Annotated in this window: 11 protein-coding genes; 6 read left to right on the top strand and 5 right to left on the bottom strand. The window is 59.0% G+C overall.

Annotation, left to right across the window (positions count from 1 at the left end; genetic code table 11):
• Positions 1–43 precede the first annotated feature (43 nt).
• A complete protein-coding gene (locus tag ACYSMN_RS11975) occupies positions 44–1090 on the bottom strand; it encodes a hypothetical protein (RefSeq protein ID WP_488924118.1) in 1047 nt (348 codons plus the stop codon).
• A gap of 193 nt (positions 1091–1283) precedes the next feature.
• A complete protein-coding gene (locus tag ACYSMN_RS11970; RefSeq protein WP_488924117.1) occupies positions 1284–1853 on the bottom strand; it encodes a hypothetical protein in 570 nt (189 codons plus the stop codon).
• 382 nt (positions 1854–2235) lie between these two features.
• Here ACYSMN_RS11970 and ACYSMN_RS11965 point away from each other — a divergent pair, with 382 nt between their 5' ends.
• Complete coding sequence (locus ACYSMN_RS11965; protein ID WP_488924116.1) at positions 2236–3279, top strand: helix-turn-helix transcriptional regulator; 1044 nt, start codon at positions 2236–2238, stop codon at positions 3277–3279.
• Between the two features lie 339 nt (positions 3280–3618).
• On the opposite strand, the gene ACYSMN_RS11960 is transcribed toward ACYSMN_RS11965, so the two are convergent.
• Positions 3619–5724, bottom strand: coding sequence for an ATP-binding protein (locus tag ACYSMN_RS11960; RefSeq protein ID WP_488924115.1), 2106 nt, complete (start codon positions 5722–5724; stop codon positions 3619–3621).
• 721 nt (positions 5725–6445) lie between these two features.
• On the bottom strand, positions 6446–7183 hold the full coding sequence (locus ACYSMN_RS11955; protein WP_488924114.1) for a LytR/AlgR family response regulator transcription factor: 738 nt from the start codon (positions 7181–7183) through the stop codon (positions 6446–6448).
• 272 nt (positions 7184–7455) lie between these two features.
• On the opposite strand from ACYSMN_RS11955, the gene dnaX reads away from it, so the two are divergent.
• The 5 genes from dnaX to ACYSMN_RS11930 all read left to right on the top strand — a co-directional run bounded on the left by dnaX (position 7456) and on the right by ACYSMN_RS11930 (position 15629).
• Positions 7456–9612, top strand: a complete 2157-nt coding sequence (gene dnaX, locus ACYSMN_RS11950; protein WP_488924113.1) for a DNA polymerase III subunit gamma/tau — start codon at positions 7456–7458, stop codon at positions 9610–9612.
• 313 nt (positions 9613–9925) lie between these two features.
• Positions 9926–12994: a M16 family metallopeptidase gene (locus ACYSMN_RS11945; protein WP_488924112.1), complete on the top strand. Its 3069-nt coding sequence runs from the start codon at positions 9926–9928 to the stop codon at positions 12992–12994.
• A gap of 139 nt (positions 12995–13133) precedes the next feature.
• A complete protein-coding gene (icd, locus tag ACYSMN_RS11940; RefSeq protein WP_488924111.1) occupies positions 13134–14456 on the top strand; it encodes an NADP-dependent isocitrate dehydrogenase in 1323 nt (440 codons plus the stop codon).
• A gap of 79 nt (positions 14457–14535) precedes the next feature.
• Entirely contained in the window at positions 14536–15198 is a 663-nt protein-coding gene (locus ACYSMN_RS11935; protein ID WP_488924110.1) for a hypothetical protein, read from the top strand.
• Between the two features lie 56 nt (positions 15199–15254).
• A complete protein-coding gene (locus ACYSMN_RS11930) occupies positions 15255–15629 on the top strand; it encodes a hypothetical protein (RefSeq protein WP_488924109.1) in 375 nt (124 codons plus the stop codon).
• 1089 nt (positions 15630–16718) lie between these two features.
• Here the strand turns inward: ACYSMN_RS11930 and ACYSMN_RS11925 are convergent.
• The coding region (locus tag ACYSMN_RS11925) for a hypothetical protein (RefSeq protein WP_488924108.1) at positions 16719–17438 on the bottom strand (720 nt) is incomplete at its 5' end.

The following is a 17438-nucleotide window of genomic DNA, read 5'->3' as shown; positions in this document are numbered from 1 at the left end:
TGAAAAATGAGAAGTAAGCGAAGTGGGAGAAGGAGCCAGGACGTTAAGGCGCCAGCGTTATGCCATAGGCGATGCTATCAGTTGAGCCATCGGCAAGTGGGGTTGCAATGCCGTTCTTCCAGACTTTAGCCACACTCTTGCCCGCCGCATTCACTTCGAATCCAGCTGCGTACACGTCGGCACCTACCACCGCTACTGAGTAGACCCTCGCGGTGTAAGAGCCATCGGTTAGAACGATGGGCGTACCGTTTTTCCAAATTTTGGCCACGTACTTACCCGCCGCATTTTGCTCGTCGCCGCCCACGTACACGTCGGTCCCCACTACCGCGATACTATTGGCATCGGCGTCCTTTATGCCATCGGTAAGTGGAAACGCGGTGCCGTTTTTCCAGTACTTGGCCACGAAGCCGTTGCCCATGCCCCGCTCGTAGCCTGCCGCGTACACATCGTTGCTCACTACGGCCAGGGTCGTTAGGAAGGCGTTTTTTGAACCGTCACTGAGCAGTACCGCCGTACCATTTTTCCAGTATTTTGCCACCGCTATGTTGGTGGCATTCTGCTCGTACCCACCCACGTACACATCGTTGCCTGCCACGGCCAAGGAGAGGGCGGCAGCAGTTTTCAGGCCGTTGGAAAGGGCGACAGCCGCGCCGTTTTTCCAGTACTTCGCCACGTAGCCATTGCTACTCACTTGTTCGGTGCCCGCCGCGTACACGTCGCTGCCTGCCACGACCAAGGAACTTAACGAAGCGCCTTTCGAGCCGTCACTGAGCAGTACGGGCGCGCCGTTTTTCCAATATTTAGCGACGCTCACGCCACCAGTATTCATTTCCGAGCCGCTCACATACACGTCGGAGCCAGCCACGGCTATCCCACTGGCAAGGGCGGGACGTGAGCCATCGGTGAGCAAAGCAACGGCGCCATTTTTCCAAACTTTAGCCACATACTTGCCAGCCGCATTTTTCTCTATGCCGGAAACATATACATTGGAAGGCACTGGCGTGGCCGGGGTAGTATCGTCATCGTCTTTGCCGCAGCTGGCCGCTACGAAGAGCAGCAGGCCCGGCAGTAACAGGCGGGAAAATCTCATGATAAAGGAAGAAGTGGGAAGGTGGAAAAGGAAAATCCAGAGAGGTAAAGCGTTGTGATTCAAGGGCTGTTGATGCTCCATAAAGCCGCAGTGGCTTTGTTACCGCCGGAGCCGTTAGCGGGCTTTCAAGTGAGACTTGGCCGGCCTGCACGGCTTGGAGCTGCCGTGGCGTTCCGCCCAAGCACAGGAAGCATCAGAACAGGAGCACCCCCACCACGTCGAACGTGCCGCTGGTGACCTGCTTCGTGACGCCGGTGCTCGTGCCATTCGGCTGCGTGCCCATGGCCGTGAAGGTGAAGGTGCCTTGCAGGCGCTTGGCCGCCGCATCCCAGCTCGTCACCGTGGCCTGGCCTACCACGCTGTTGCCGGGCATATACTGGGTGTAGAAGAAAGGCCCGGCCGAGCCGTTTTCCGAGTAGGAGGCCTGACTGCTATTGGCTACCGCGTTAGCGTCGGCCTTGAACTGGTAGGTGCCCGCGCCATTGAACTTGACGAGCACCAGCGTGATATTGGCGTTGCTGGTGTTGGAGCGCAACACCATACGGGCCGGCGCATCAGCGGGGTCAGTGCTGGTTACGCGGGTGCAATTCACCTCGTTTGGGCCCGTAGCGGCGAAGGCAATAGTGCCCACCGTGGCCTTAATCTGGCTGGCCGCCGCCGCGGAGCCGCCGGGGTTGCTTGGCGTAGGATTGTCTTCGTCTTTCTTGCCGCAGCCAGCTAGCAGCAGAACACAAGAGGCGGTTAAAAGAACAAGTCGTTTCATGAGAACAGTGGTGTTGAAAAGGGCAGAGAACTTCTAGGCTGTATTCTTAGTGAATCAATCAATTGGCCACTGCTCCCGTGCTTCGAAAAGCAGCCAGGGAGCATGCCACAAAGGAATGGCGGCGAGGTGCTGAGGACGTTCGCAGAGGTTGCAAAGGCTTTCACGCAGGTAACATATGGTGAAAAACCACTAGTTTTTTGACTGAAAAAAAGAAGACCAGGCTTATTCTGTCTTGTTTCGGGTGGTTTGGCTTCCAGACAATGCAGCAAATCTATTGGAAGCCAAGCCGGGGAAAATGAGTAATATTACCTATATCATATCCTGGTTCGGCCCCGCTCAACCCTGGGCTTTTCTCTTTCTTTCAGTCCGTCTTCACCCTACCATGCGTCTAGGATTTAAAGCCGCCGCCCAGCTTGCCGGAGCGCTCGAAGTATTGCACGCCGATGTCGACCCTATTACCTTGTTCGGGCGGATGTCGCAGGCCACCGTTATGGCCATCAGCGCCGAAACCAGCTGCTTCGATGGCTTCAACCCCAGCGGGGGTCTCGGGCACCTGGGCTCCTATCCGCACGACACCTGGGCCGCTGCCGACTTTCCCATCTTGCAGACCTACCTGACGGAGCACCCGCTGTTTGCCGAAATTGTAGGTCGGCGCCGAGTGGAGCCGCTGCGCACCAGCGACTTTTGCCGCATGGAGCACTTCTTTCGCACCACGCTCTACAACCAGTTTTACCGGCCGTATTCGCTTACCCATCAACTCATCGTGGGAATGGCCGTGCCTGAGTATGGCTGGATTACCTGCGCCCTCAACCGCTCCCGCCGCGACTTCAGCAACGAGGAGCGAGACGTATTTGGCTTGCTCCGGCCGCATTTCGCGCTGGCTGTGCGCAATGCCCGCACCGTAGCGCAGCTGCGGCAGCCTCCCGCCGCGGCTCCGTTGGCAGCTACCGGCTTGGCGCGCATCAACCTGGCGGGCGGGCTGCTCTCGACCGACGCCGTGGCTGAGCGGCTGCTGCGGGTGCATTTCGGCGTGTCTTCGTTCGCAACGCGCTTGCTGCCTAGCCCGCTGCTCTGGTGGCTGCACCAGGCCCGCGCCACTCCCTACAGTATCCCCACCGACTTCACGCACCGCTCTGAGCACACTGAGCTGAACGTGCGCTTGGTGCCCGTCGCCGAAGCGGGCGAGTCCTTGCTGGTGCTGGAGGAGCGTAGCGTTTCCTCGGCCGCGGCCTTGCGCCGGCTGGGCCTCACGGCCCGCGAGGCCGAGGTGTTGTTTCAGCTCACGCTGGGCCTCTCCGACAAAGCCATCAGCCAAGCCTGCGGTATCGGCCTGCGCACCACGCAAAACCACCTCCAGAATATCTACGCCAAGCTCGGCGTCGATAACCGCACCGCCGCCGTATTGCGCGCCGTGGCCGGTAGCTGAACAAGCTACTCCGCCAGTCGCCGGGCTGGTATTCTCGGCCCAGTGGCGTTCAACCAACCCGGCCGTAACGAGTTGGCGGCTGAGCTGGTACGGGCCGCGCTGGCCCGTGCCAGCCGGAGCCACCAAGGCCGCAACCGGCCAAGTGCTTGCTTGGTTGGTTGGCCAGCCGGGGACTAGCGGCGCCGCCGGTGCGACAGTGGAAGAGAAGCAGCTTGAGACCATGCCCAAATCTGCTTCTTTCTTAAATACTGTTTATTCTAGCCTGGGTGAACAACAGATAAAATTGGTAAACGACAACCAGCCGGGTATACCAACGCCTATTCCCCTTTTACGAGGTGCTTACACCACTACCGTCAAGACGCTGCCAATATCGGCGCCCGCCTCGGCGCGCAACGTGCCGCCAAGCCGGCGTACAAATTCCTGCGTGAGCCGCAGGCCCAGACCCTGGGCCGGGTCTGCCGATGCGTAAGACGAGTTAGACTGTAGTTGAGTCAGGTACTCGGCGCTAATACCGGGGCCGGTGTCGTGCACGCGCAGGGTTACGGCGGCGCCCGGCCCGGCCTCGGCATCGAGGCGCACCCGCCCGCCGGGCGGGGTAAACTTCACCGCGTTTTGCAGCAGGTTGCGCAAGATGACGCGCAGGAAATTGGGGTCGGTGTGGCGGTGCAGGTTGGGCGGGCAGTTCACTTCCAGAGCGAGGCGCTTTTGCTGGGCCAGCGGTACGTAAAGGGCGTGCAGCTCCGCCAGCAGCGCGGGCAGCGCCACATCCTGGCCCACCAAATCGAGCCGGTCCAGCTGGTTTTTCGACCACACCAGCAGCTCGTCCATCGTGGCCAGCAAGTCGCGCGAGGTTTGGCGCAGCTGTACGGCCTGGGCGCGGCGGGCTTCTTCGTCGAGCAGGTCGGGCGCGTCAAACATCAGCTCCAGCATCTGAAACAGGCTGCTCACCGGCGCCCGCAGGTCGTGGCTGATGATGGAGAAAAGCTGGGCCTTGGTTTGGTTGGCTTCGGCCAGGCGCACGTTTTGACGAGCCAGCAAAGCCGCCGTGCGCTGGCGCTGGCGCAGCAAAAACCCGATGAACACCAGCACCAACAGCAGAACGCCTACCCCGGCCAACGCCAGGTAGGTGGTTTGGCGCTGCCGGGCGGCCTCGGCGGCCCGGCGCCGGGTTTCGCTCTCCAACAGCCGAATCTGGCGCTGCTTGTCCTTATTCTGGTAGCGGGCTTCCATGGCGGCCATGGCCCGCTGCCCCTCGCCGATGTGGGCCGAATCGAGCAGGGCGGCCGAGTAGCTGCGCAGGCGGTAGGCCTCGTCGTAGTGGCCGGTGCCAGCCTCCGCTTCCGCCAGCAGCCGCGTTATGGCCTCGTACCGGTCTTTGTTCTGCACCTTCTTGGCCAGGTCGTAGGACTGGCGCAGGTAGCGGCGGGCGGCAGCGTAGTTGTGGGCTCGCAGCTCCATATCACCCACAAAAAAGTAGAGGATGGACCGGCCGTCGAGGTCTTCGGTACGGTTGGCGAAGGCGAGGGCCTGCCGGCCGTGCTGCCGGGCCAGCACAAGGTGCCCCTGCTGGGCCAGCAGCGGCGCCAGCTCGGCGTGCAGGTAGGCGGTGGCACTAGGATCGGCAGCCGGGCCGAGCAGACTCAGACTTGCTTCGTAGTGCAGGCGCGCCGAGTCTATCCGGCCGGCTTCGGTATATACCTTCGCTATCAGGGAGTGTAGCTGCGGCAGGGTGCTGCGCATGGTGGGCATGCGTTGCGCCAGGCTCAAGCCTTCGAGCTTGTAGCGGAGCGCCTCCCGGCTGTGGCCTTCCAGGTAAAACACCTCCCCAACGTTGGAAAGCACGATGCTCATACCCGCCGTGTCCCGCGTTTGGCGCTCGTAAGCCAGCTGCGCCAGGTAATGAGTCATGCTGCGGGCATAGTCGCCCTCGTCCTGGTAATAGCCGGCCAACACGTTGTCGAGGCGCGAGCGGGCGTCCGTGAGGGGGCGAGTGCGCGGGTAGAGCGCCCGCAGCCGGCCCAGCACGTTCCGCACCGAATCGGGCTTGGCTTGGCTGTTGTAGGTGATGATGAGGTAGTTGCCGGTATTAATGACTTGCACCAGATCCCGCGCCCGCCGGCTGGCGCGCCAGCTGAGTTGCAGCAGGGCGGCGGCGCTGTCGAGGCGGGCGAGGTTGTAGTGGGTACGGCCGGCGTAGTAGGCGTGGCGGGCCAGCAGCGTGTCGTTGTGGGCGAGCTGAGCCAGACGGTAGGCCCGGCGGTAGAGCGGCAGCGCCGCCTCGTCGTATTCCCGTAGGGTGGCGCGTTTTTGGGCCTCCTGGTCGGCCGCCCGCGCCTGGGCCATTAGCTGAGCAGACTGAGCCGCAACTGGCGTAACAAGTCCACTCCCGCCTACCAGTAGCAACCCGCACACGAGGCACCAAGTGTTCCGCAACGCATACATCATAGAGCTTGAAGAGCAAAGAGTGAAGAGCGGCCAAGCCACCCGCGGGAAGCCCCAGACACACTTGTAAAGATGCGTCGTCGCCCGCACATATCAACCTTCAACCATATTATTATATAGCAGCCTGGGTTTGTCGGCCCAAGAGAATCAGCGAAGAGACGGTTTTGTCAAACAACCGCAATCGTCCTCAGACCCCAGAGCGAGTTTGAGGTTGCGGTAGGGGCCGTAGCGCGAAGCTCCAGCTTCGCGTATCGTTGCTGACATTGAACGACTGGAACCGCGCCAACGCTTGTCGTTCAACGATGCGCGAAGCTGGAGCTTCGCGCTACAGCTTACGCAGCCAGTACCCCAGCTCTAGTATGGCACGCAGGCTACTGAGGTGCCCGTCCGAGGGTGTTTTGCCTTGGTCAAAGGGTGTTTTCGATTAGTCGAATAGTGTTTTCAATTGGTCGAAGGGTGTTTTCGATTAGTCGAATGGTGTTTTCGATTGCTCGAATAGTGTTTCGGATTAGTCAAGGGGTGTTTTCGATTAGTCGAATGGTGTTTCGGATCAGTCAAGGGGTGTTTTCGGTTGGTCGAATGGTGTTTTGCCTCGGACAAGAGGTGTTTTCGAGCAGTCGAATGGTGTTTCGCCCTGCTCGAATGGTGTTTCCAGGTTGGCTTGAAGGCTACCGGGTTGCTCCTGTTACCGCAAGCTCGCATTAGCCTTAGCGTAGGGCCTGTACTATAGTAGGGCCGCCGCCACTTGTGGGCGGTAGGTGCGCCCCACGGGCAGCTCCAGCCCGTCTACCACCAACGACGCTCCCGCCAGCTGGCTTACTTTGGACACGGCCACGGCATAGGTGCGGTGGATGCGCAGGAAACGGGCGGGCGGCAGCTGCTCGCACAAGTTCCGCAGATTGGCCAGCGTGAGGTAGCGGCGCTGGGTGGTATGGATGCGGGTGTAGTTGTCGAGGGCCTCCAAATACACGATGTCCTCCACGGGCACCCGGCTCGTACGATGCCCCTCCCGGATGCTGATAAACTCCGCTCCTACGTGCATCTCATACAGCGCCGCCTTGTGGCGCAGCAGCTGGTGGTCGAGCAGGCGGGCGGCCACGCGGGCAAACCGCTCGTCGGTGAGCGGCTTCACGATGTAATCGAAGGCGGCGGCCTCAAAGCTTTCCAGCGCGTAGTCGAGGTGCGACGTGATAAATACCGTCAGCGGGGGCTCGGGGAGGCTTTTGAAGTACGCCAAGCCGTTGGTCTGGCCCAGCCCGATGTCGAGAAACAGCACGTCGGGCAACGATTCCAAGGCTTCGGTGAAAGCGGCTACGCTCTCAAAATGCCCCACGCACCGCAGCCCGGGATACTGGCGCAACGCCTTCACCACGGTGAGCCGCGAGAGCAGCTCATCGTCGAGTACGGCACAGGTAAGAGGCGGTGGCAACGGAGCCGCCCCGGGTAGCGAAGTTGCGGACATAGATTGCGAAGTTAGCACTTACGCGGGTTACGCATATATACTACGAACAACCATCTCACCCAGTTGAATGGCTCTTCTTGGTCTACCAAAGACGAAAGCAGGCCGTGGGCTGTGCCCCATCGAAACCAGAAGACATCCTAGCCAACAAGCCGCGGGGTCGCGCCCGTGTTTTTCGTGATTACGCCCCGGCCGATTGTCCGGCGGCTTTGTTTGGAAGGGTGGTAAATGCCTTCCAAACCCCGGCTTTTCAAGGTACCTTTGTGACTAGTCGTATGGAAAATTTCGTCGTTTCGGCCCGCAAGTACCGCCCGGCCACGTTCAGGAGCGTGGTGGGGCAGCAGCACGTTACTACCACGCTGCAAAACGCCATTGGCTCGCAGCACCTGGCCCAGGCCTTCCTGTTTTGCGGCCCGCGCGGCGTGGGCAAAACCACCTGTGCCCGGATTCTGGCCAAAACCATCAACTGCGAATTCATGGAAGAGCACGTGCGCAAGGGCCGCGCCGTGTCGGAGCTGGTGCAGCAGCAGCCGGGCATCGTGCCCGAAGCGCTGCTCAAGGCCCCGGACCCCGACAATACGCCCTTCGAGCTGGAAGCCTGCGGCAAATGTTCCTCGTGCCGGGCGTTCCAGGAAAATGCCTCTTTCAACGTGCACGAGCTGGACGCGGCGTCCAACAACTCGGTGGAGGACATCCGCAGCCTCGTGGAGCAGGTGCGCTATGCCCCGCAGCAAGGCCGCTTCAAGGTGTACATCATCGACGAAGTGCACATGCTCTCGAATGCGGCTTTCAACGCCTTTCTGAAGACGCTGGAAGAGCCGCCGAGCTACGCCATCTTCATCCTGGCCACCACTGAGCGGCACAAGATTATTCCCACCATTCTGTCGCGGTGCCAGATCTTCGACTTCAACCGGATTCGGGTCGATGATATCCGGGAGCATCTGCGCTACGTAGCCACCCAGGAGCACATCAAAGCCGAGGACGACGCCTTGCACCTGCTGGCCCAGAAAGCTGATGGCGGTCTGCGCGACGCCCTGTCGATGTTCGACCAGATGGTGACTTTCTCCGGCCACGACCTGACCTATAAGGACGTGGTGCAGAACCTGCACATCCTCGACTACGAGTATTATTTCCGCCTCGTGGACGCGCTGCTGGCCGAAAACCTGTCGGCTACGCTGCTGCTGCTCGATGAGGTAATGCAGAACGGTTTCGACCTGCACAACTTCGTGGTGGGCGCCGCCGAGCATATGCGCGGCCTACTCGTGAGCAAAGACCCCGTAACGGTGCAGCTGCTGGAAGTGTCCGACAACATTCGGGCGCGCTACGTGCAGCAGGCTCAGGCCGCGCCGCTGGCCTTCCTGCTCTCGGCTCTGAACCTGGTGAGCCAGTGCGACCGGGAATTCAAGCAGGCCAAAAACCAGCGTCTGCACGTGGAGCTGATGCTCATGAAGCTGGCCTACCTCAACGGCGCCGTGCAGTTTGCCCGCGACCTGAGCGCCGCCCCCGCCGCTTCGCCTTCCAACGGCGAGGCGAAAAAAAAAAGTAGTGTAGCCCCCAGTACTCCCGCTACCTCCCCCACTCCTGCTGCCAACGGCCTGCTCATCACCAACGGCACCGCCGAAACCCCAGCCCCCTACAACCCAACCAATACCAACGGCACCACCAACGAAAAACAAAAAACCAACTACGAAAAACCAATCCACGCCCCTGCCGACCCGGAGCCGGTGGTGCCCGTAGAAAGCGGCGTAGAGGAGCTGCACGCCACGCCCAGCATCGAGGATGAGGCCGCCACGCAAGTGCCCCTCACTAATAAGCTGCGCGATACCGTGCCGCACGTGGAAATTGGCAAGCCCAGCGTAGGCGGGCACGAGCCAGGCCAGCTGCCGCTCACGGCCGCCCCGCTCCCACCGCGCCCCGGCGTGCCCCTGCCTACCACCAAGCCGCTGGGCCTCAACGGCAAGCTGCCCGGCCTGGGCTCCCTCAACGCCCTGAAGACGCAGCTGGCCGAGCAAGCCGCCGCCAATAAAGCCGCCGTGGAGGTGGAACCCACTGGCCCGGTTACCGGCCTGCCGCCCATCAACGACGAGGTGCTGCAACGAGTGTGGGCCGAACTTAAGGAGGAGCGCAAAGCTACCAGCATGAGCGAGTACAGTGTGCTGAACCGCCCCGTGCAAGCCAACGAGCAGCACCTCATTCTGCTCCGCGTCGACAACCCGGTGCAGGAAGACCAGTTCAACGAGTTCCGGGCCGATTTCCTGGGCGAGCTGCGCCGCCGTACGGGCTACCCCCGCCTCAACGTGCAGGTGGAAGTAGCCGAGCGCCAGGACACCGGCCGCAAGCTCTACACCTCTTCCGACAAGATGGAGTACCTCATGGAAAAGTACCCCATGCTCACGGCCATGAAGCAGCGCCTAGGTTTGGATGCCGACTGATCACGGATGAGCACGGATTTTAGCGGATTTCACGGATTTTGTGGACGATTGAGCCAAACGGCAAACGGCTGGTCTTAGGACCAGCCGTTTGGTTTTTGACGTGTTAGACATAGACAGGATTCGCGCCGTCCACAAAATCCGTGAAATCCGCTAAAATCCGTGCTAATCCGTGATCATCTGGGATCCGTTCTATACGCATTTTTCCGCACTTCGCGGGCGGCGGGACATAGCGGCGCTTTTTATTCCCAGGGGGGCCGCCTATCTTTGGCTCCTTATTTCTCCCTGCTCCGCATCCCGCGCCGGTCCTTTTGCTGTGAAAAAACCCTTTCTGCTACTTATTCCGGCCCTGGCCGCACTCAGCCTTACGCAGTGCCAGACCAGCAAACCGGCCGCTTCGGCCACCACCCCGGCCCCAAGTACCGCCGCTAGCGCCGCCCCTCAGCAGAAGGAATACAAGTACCAAACCGTAGAAGGCGACCCGCTCAAAGCCCGCATCTACACCCTCGACAACGGCCTGACGGTTTACCTCTCCGACTACGACGACGCGCCGCGCATCCAAACCTACCTGGCCGTGCGCGCCGGCTCCAAGAACGACCCAAGCACCGCCACTGGCCTCGCCCATTACCTGGAGCACATGGTGTTCAAGGGCACATCCAAGCTCGGCACCCAGAACTGGGGAGCCGAAAAGGCGGAGCTGGCCAAGATTGAGGCGCTGTACGAAGTGTACCGCGGCCAGCGCAACGACCCCGCCGCCCGCAAGCGCACCTACCACCAAATCGACTCCATTTCCAGCGTGGCGGCCAAGTACGCCGTGGCCAACGAGTACGACAAGGTAATGGGCGCCATCGGGGCCAAGGGCTCCAACGCCTACACCTCCGTGGAGCAGACGGTGTACCAGGAAGATATTCCGAGCAACCAGCTCGAAAAGTGGGCCGCCATCCAGAGCGAGCGGCTAGGTGAACTGGTACCGCGCCTCTTTCATACCGAGCTGGAAGCCGTGTACGAGGAGAAAAACCGAGGCCTCGACAACGACTTCAACAAGGAGTACGAAGCCCTCAACCGCAGCCTCTACCAGAAGCACCCCTACGGCACCCAGACCACCATCGGGACCATCGAGCACCTGCAAAATCCGTCTATTACGGAGATTAAGCGGTATTTCGAGAAGTACTACGTGCCCAACAACGTGGCCCTCTGCCTCTCCGGCGACCTGGACTACGACCAAACCATCCGCGTCATCGACCAGTACTTTGGCAAGCTGCCCAGCAAGCCGGTACCGGCCTTCACCCCGCCCCAGGAAGCGCCCCTTACCGCGCCGCTCGTGACGGAAATCGTGGGTCCCGATGCTGAGAACGTGATGCTGGGTTTCCGCTTTCCCGGTACTACTTCGCGGGAGGCGCTGGTACTGCGCATGGTCGATAAAATCCTGAGCAACGGCCAGGCCGGCCTCATCGACTTGAACCTGAACCAGCAGCAGAAAGTGTTGCAGGCCGCTTCGTTCACCGACATCAACAACGACTACTCGGCGCACATTCTCTATGCCACGCCCCGCCAGGGCCAGAAGCTGGAGCAAGTGCGCGACCTGCTGCTCGGGCAGCTCGACAAGGTGAAGAAGGGCGACTTTCCCGACTGGCTCATTCCGGCCATCATCAACAACGAGCAGCTGCAACGTACCAAGAGCTACGAAAACAACGAGGCCCGCGCCGGCGCCTTCGTGGCGGCTTTCGTGGCCCGCGAAGACTGGAAGGACTACCTCAAGCAGTTCAACGACTTCGCCACCATCACCAAGGAAGAGGTGATGCGCGTGGCCGGCCAGTACTACGGCACCAACTACGCGGCCATCTACAAGCGCACCGGCAAAGACCCCAACGCGGTGAAGGTGGTGAAGCCGGCCATTACGCCGGTGCCCGTGAACCGCGACGTGGCTTCCGACTTCTACAAGCAAGTCACCAGCCTCAGCAGCCCGGAATTGCAGCCGGTATTCGTCGATTATAAGAAGGATATTCAGGAGGTGAAGCTGACCTCGGGCGTGCCGGTGTACTACACCCGCAACACCGAAAACAACCTCTTCAACCTGTTCTACGTGCTCGACCTGGGCACCAACAACGACCCCAAGCTCGGCCTGGCTGCCGACTATCTACAATACCTCGGCACCGACAAGTACACCGCCGAGCAGTTGCAACAGGAGTTCTACAAGCTCGGCTGCTCGTTCGCGGTGCAGAGCGGGCAAGACCGCACCACCGTCAGCCTCTCCGGCCTCGACAGCAACTTCGAGCCGGCGTTGCAGTTGTTTGAAAGCCTGCTGGCCGCGCCCAAGCCCGATGCCGCCGCCCTCAAGAACATGGTGGCCGGCGTGCTGAAGTCGCGGCAGGATGCTAAGCTCAATAAGCAGGTGATTCTGAGCCAGGCCATGGTCAACTTCGCCAAGTACGGCCCCAAGAACCCCTTCACCACGCAGCTGAGCGAGAAAGAGCTGAAGGCCTTGAAGCCGGAGCAGCTCACGGCCCTCATCAAGAAAATTCCCACCTACCAGCACCGGGTGCTGTATTACGGGCCGCGCGGGGTAATTGAAGATGAGCTTCCCGCAAAAGAGAAGGACCCAATGACGGGCAAGGAAACTAACGTAGTTAAGCAGCCCATTACGCGCAGTGGACCTAAAGACGGCATAATTACCGTTCTGAATCAACTCCACCGCAGCCCCGTCAAGCTCATTCCTGTCCCGGCGGCCAAGGATTTCGCCGAGCAACCCATCAACGCGCGCAAGGTCTATTGGGTGGATTATAACATGGTGCAGGCTGAAATCCTGTTCCTCTCCAAAGGCCCGGTCTACGACAAGTCCATTGTCCCGACCACCAGCCTCTACAACGAGTATTTCGGCGGCAGCATGGGCAGCATTGTGTTTCAGGAGTTGCGCGAGTCCAAGGCGCTGGCTTACTCCGCTTCTTCGCGCTTCGCCAATGCCGACAAGGCCGGCCGCAGCAGCTACAACCTCAGCTACATCGGTACGCAGAGCGACAAGCTGCCCGAGGCCATGGCCGGCATGAATGCCCTGCTCAACGACATGCCCGTGGCCGAAGCCAACCTGCAAATCGCCAAGAACGCCATCCGCAACAGCATCGCCACGGAGCGCATCACCAAGGCCGACATTCTCATCAGCTACGAGCGCGCCCGCCGCCTCGGCCTCGACTACGACCTGCGCCGCGACGTGTACGAGCAAACGCCCAACATGAGCTTCCAGGACCTCCAGAAATTCCAGCAGGCCCGCGTGAAAGGCCAAAACCAAACCATCCTAGTAATAGGCTCCAAAGACCGTCTCAACTTCAAGGAGCTAGCCAAGTACGGCCAGGTCCAGCAACTCACGCTGAAAGAGATTTTCGGCTATTGATACCTCACCCCCAACGATTGGCCTCACCCCCTAGCCCCCTCTCCTACAGAGAGGGGGGACTAGCTCTAAAAAAGTAGAGCTAGAAACTAAAACTAGAGCCCCTCTCCCCTTGGAGAGGGATTGGGGTGAGGCCCCAGGCGTGAGGTTCTCTCCACACAACACTCTAAAAACTTACAGCTCCAAAGTACCTTCAACAATGGCAGAACAGAAAATCACCATCAAAAACGGCAAGCTTAACGTGCCCGACCAACCCATCATTCCTTTCATTGAGGGCGACGGCACGGGTCCGGATATCTGGGCTGCTTCCGTGCGCGTATTCGATGCGGCCGTAGAGAAAGCCTATGGCGGCTCGCGTAAGCTGATGTGGAGAGAAGTATTGGCCGGGGAAAAAGCCTTCAAGCAGACCGGCAACTGGCTGCCCAACGAAACCCTCGATGCCTTCCGCGACCTCCTCGTCGGCATCAAAGGCCCCCTCACCACGCCCGTGGGCGGTGGTATCCGTAGCCTCAACGTGGCCCTGCGTCAGGAACTGGACCTCTACGCCTGCGTGCGTCCCGTGCGCTGGTTCGACGGCGTACCCTCGCCCGTGAAGCACCCCGAGCTGACCGACATGGTCATCTTCCGCGAAAACACCGAGGACATCTACGCCGGCATCGAGTACATGAACGGTACGCCGCAGGCCCAGAAGATGCTGGAATTCCTGCAAGACGAGATGGGCGTGAAGAAAATCCGCTTCCCCGAGTCGTCGTCGTTCGGCATTAAGCCGGTGTCGAAGGAAGGCACCGAGCGCCTGGTGCGCGCGGCCATCCTCTACGCCATCGAGCACAAGAAGCCTTCCGTGACCATCGTGCACAAGGGCAACATCATGAAGTTCACCGAGGGCGCCTTCAAAACCTGGGGCTACGAGCTGGCCGAAAAGGAATTCGGCGACAAGGTGTATACCTGGGCTCAGTACGATAAGGTGCTGGCCAAGCAGGGCCAGGAAGTGGCCGACGCGCAGCAGAAAGCGGCCCTCGACAGCGGCAAAATCCTGGTGAAGGACAGCATTGCCGATGCCTTCCTGCAACAGATTCTGCTCCGCCCCGCCGAGTACTCGGTGGTAGCCACCCTCAACCTCAACGGCGACTATATCTCCGACGCCTTGGCCGCCATTGTGGGCGGTATCGGCATCGCGCCGGGTGCCAACATCAACTACGTAACCGGCCACGCCATCTTCGAAGCCACCCACGGCACCGCGCCCAAGTACGCCGGCCTCGACAAAGTGAACCCCGGTTCCGTGATTCTCTCCGGTGCCCTCATGCTGGAGCACCTGGGCTGGCAGGAAGCCGCCGACCTCATCTACAAAGGCCTCGAAACCGCCATCAGCAACAAGCGCGTCACCTACGACTTTGAGCGCCAGATGGAAGGCGCCACCCTGCTGAAATGCAGCGAGTTCGGCGACGAGATTATCCAGGATATGTAGTAGCTTGGCAGTAGCCAGTCACTTCACGAAAACCCCGCGTTGGCTTCGGCTGGCGCGGGGTTTTTAAGTATTTTGAGATATGAGGGAGTTTTTACTTAGGAACAAAATCTACTTTGAAGTATTCTCATTGCTAGTAATAGGAATAGGCGGTAGTATAATCACATATTTTCAATACAAAGTCGCTAGGCAAGAATTATTTATTCACCAAAAAGAAAATATGCCTCTCATAAATCTTGAATTTGAAAAAATAATTAATGAAACGAATAATCATTTTGAGTCCGAATCATTAGGCATATATAATGAAGGAGGAAAAATAAGAAATGCTTCATATCAATGCGAAATGTATTTAAACGTCGTATATAAGTATAGTGATAGCGACCAAAATATTGACACAATTAGACTAGAAGATTATTTTGACCCATATACTGATAACCCTAAACCTCTCGATTCGTCGCCTAATAAAATAGCTGAGTTTTATGGCTATAATAATTTCAAAAGACTGAATGATTTTCTTTCCAACTCCTACGCGAAGGATAACGTTTTAAGCTCCAGACGAGAAGCAGTAATCTGGCTAGACTACACAGATATAATCAACGGAACACACAGTGATTGTTACATAATCGATAGCAAAGGAAATTATAGACTTATGGATGGAAATTTTGCCAAAAAAATATATAAAAAGGTTAAACACGTGAAAATCTCTGAACTTAATATAGAAGACTCGCTAGAAAATATCAACTAGTTCCTCAATATGGTCAGCCTTCAAACTACCATCTATGTTTGATTACTTTTCCATCTATGAAGTATTACAGCAAGTGTGCTCTGGAGGACTCGGTGTGGGGCGTTGGACTTCAGTATCTTGAATATGATGCCTCCTCAGGGGAACTGCTCCGTCAAGTCAACGACTATGGCAACATCCTGTTCTACAGTCGCCCAGATTCCGCTGTTCCCAGAGAAGAAGGGACCTGCCATCTATCAGAATCCGTATTGCACTTGGAGATGGAATACGAAGAGGACCGGGTATTTCCAAGTGTGTTCGAAGCGAAGTGGGCCAAAGCCACTGCTTTCTACGACAGCCGCCTCGACGTTAAAAAGCAAGCTGCTACGCAGTACGAGTTAACGCCCCAAGATGTAGAAGAACTTAAAGCAAAATTCCAGCTCATTCAGCAATAGCTTCCTCAAGCCCCAGCTGCGTCGACAGCCGGGGCTTCACTTTTTACAGGCTACTCCCTCACCTATTACCCAACAAAAACCCCACACCATCCGGCGTGGGGTTTTGCTTTTCAATCGCGCTAGCTGACCTTAGGCGGATAGGGTGGCGCGGTGGTTGGTTACTTCCGTGATGGCTAGTTCCAGCTCGGGCACCTGTACCTCCACTTGGCGCAGGTCCACGGCCATTCACCCATCCGGGCCAACTTCCGTATCTTCCCACCATGCAAACCCGCCAGCAACTCGAAGCCACACTCCGCGACTTGAAGCCACTAGTAGCGGCGCAGTTTCACGTGTAGCGGCTAGGATACTCCGGCTCCTTCGCCACCGGCCAGCCGGGCCTACGGCAAGCCCCGGAGGGGCGGCATATCGGTAGTAAAACACTGGCAATGAACAACCGAGCCCCATCGGGGCGAAACCAATCGTTGGACGGTTAGTGTCGCCCCGATGGGGCTTTAGTGGTTTTCTACCGGCTGGTTTCTACCGATATGCCGCCCCTCCGGGGCTCGCCGTAGGCCGCCCGGCGCAAGTCCTACTAGAATATATAGGGAGATACTTCACCATCGCACCTCGACAAGCTGGCACCGCCCAGGCATTTCGTCCACACCTATCATCTTTTTCGTGAGTTGCGTATGTTTGTGCATCCCTGGCAGATAGACGGTCTGCTAAGCACAAACGGCGGCCAAGGCCGAAGCCCTGACCGCCGCCATCCTACGGATGTCCGAGCAAGTGGCTCACCACTGCTCGGATTGCGCCTCCTAGAACTGCTTTCGTCAGTTCTAGCACGACGTGAAATCAATTGGCTTTGCCAACTGGTTTCTGTTTCGCACGTTTACCCATAACTGCTTGGTTGAGGGTGTGCTAACCACCCACTTCCTGAAGCCCCGGCAGAGCCACCTGCTGGGGCTTCGTCTTTTTACAGGCGACGCGTTGGCGGGGTGACTACCGTGCGAATGCGGTAAAAGTAACATCCCTTCTGCCAGAAGCCCCAACACCAAAACAGGGCACCCGCTTGCGTGGGTGCCCTGTTCTATTTCCAATACCGCCAAGCGGCTATTGCTCCGTCTGTTGCTCCTCGCGTTCGAGGCGCACGCGCTTTAGCAGCTTCTGCATGGTGTAATCTTCCAGCTTCGCCTTGTTTTCGCGGGCGTAGAGGGCTTTGCCGTCGGCGAAGAGGTCTGCCATTGGTTTGTAGAGGGCATTGAGCGTGGCCGTGCTGTCCTGGGTGAGGTCTTTTTGGGTGCTCAGTTGGCTGCCCTGGTCGGTGCGGTTCTGCACCAACGCGTCGTAGAGGTCCTGGAGCTGCTGCGTGTCGGTGGGCTGCTGGCCGCGCTGGGCCAGGGCGGCGCTGTTGGCCGCTATGTGTTGCAGCAGCGTTTTGAGGGCGGCTTCGAGGGCCGTGTCATCGTCGTTGTTGCGGGCTTGGCGGGCCTGCTCAATGCCGAACCGCTTGGCCGGCACCGTGAGCGGCGTGGCCCGGCGCACGCGGGCCGCCAGGAAATCGAGCTGCTTCGGGAGCTGCTGGTAAATAGCGGCTATGCGCTCCGTAAAGAGCATCCGCTTGCCAATCTGCGTGGCCGTCGCCTCCAAGGCATTGGCCGCGGCCAGCCGCTGTTCGAAGTCGGTTAGGAAGGCGGCGGTGTAGTCTTCGGGCAAGAGCTGCTGGAAGTCGGCCTGGTCGCGCACGTAGCTGGCACGCAGCAACCGGGCCAGTGGCACTAGGTTGTACGGACAATTAGCGCAGCCACAACAAGGCCGCAACGAAATGGACCA

It is taken from the genome of Hymenobacter sp. M1-2 (assembly GCF_057808495.1).
This window is presented reverse-complemented; position numbering and strand designations above follow the sequence as displayed.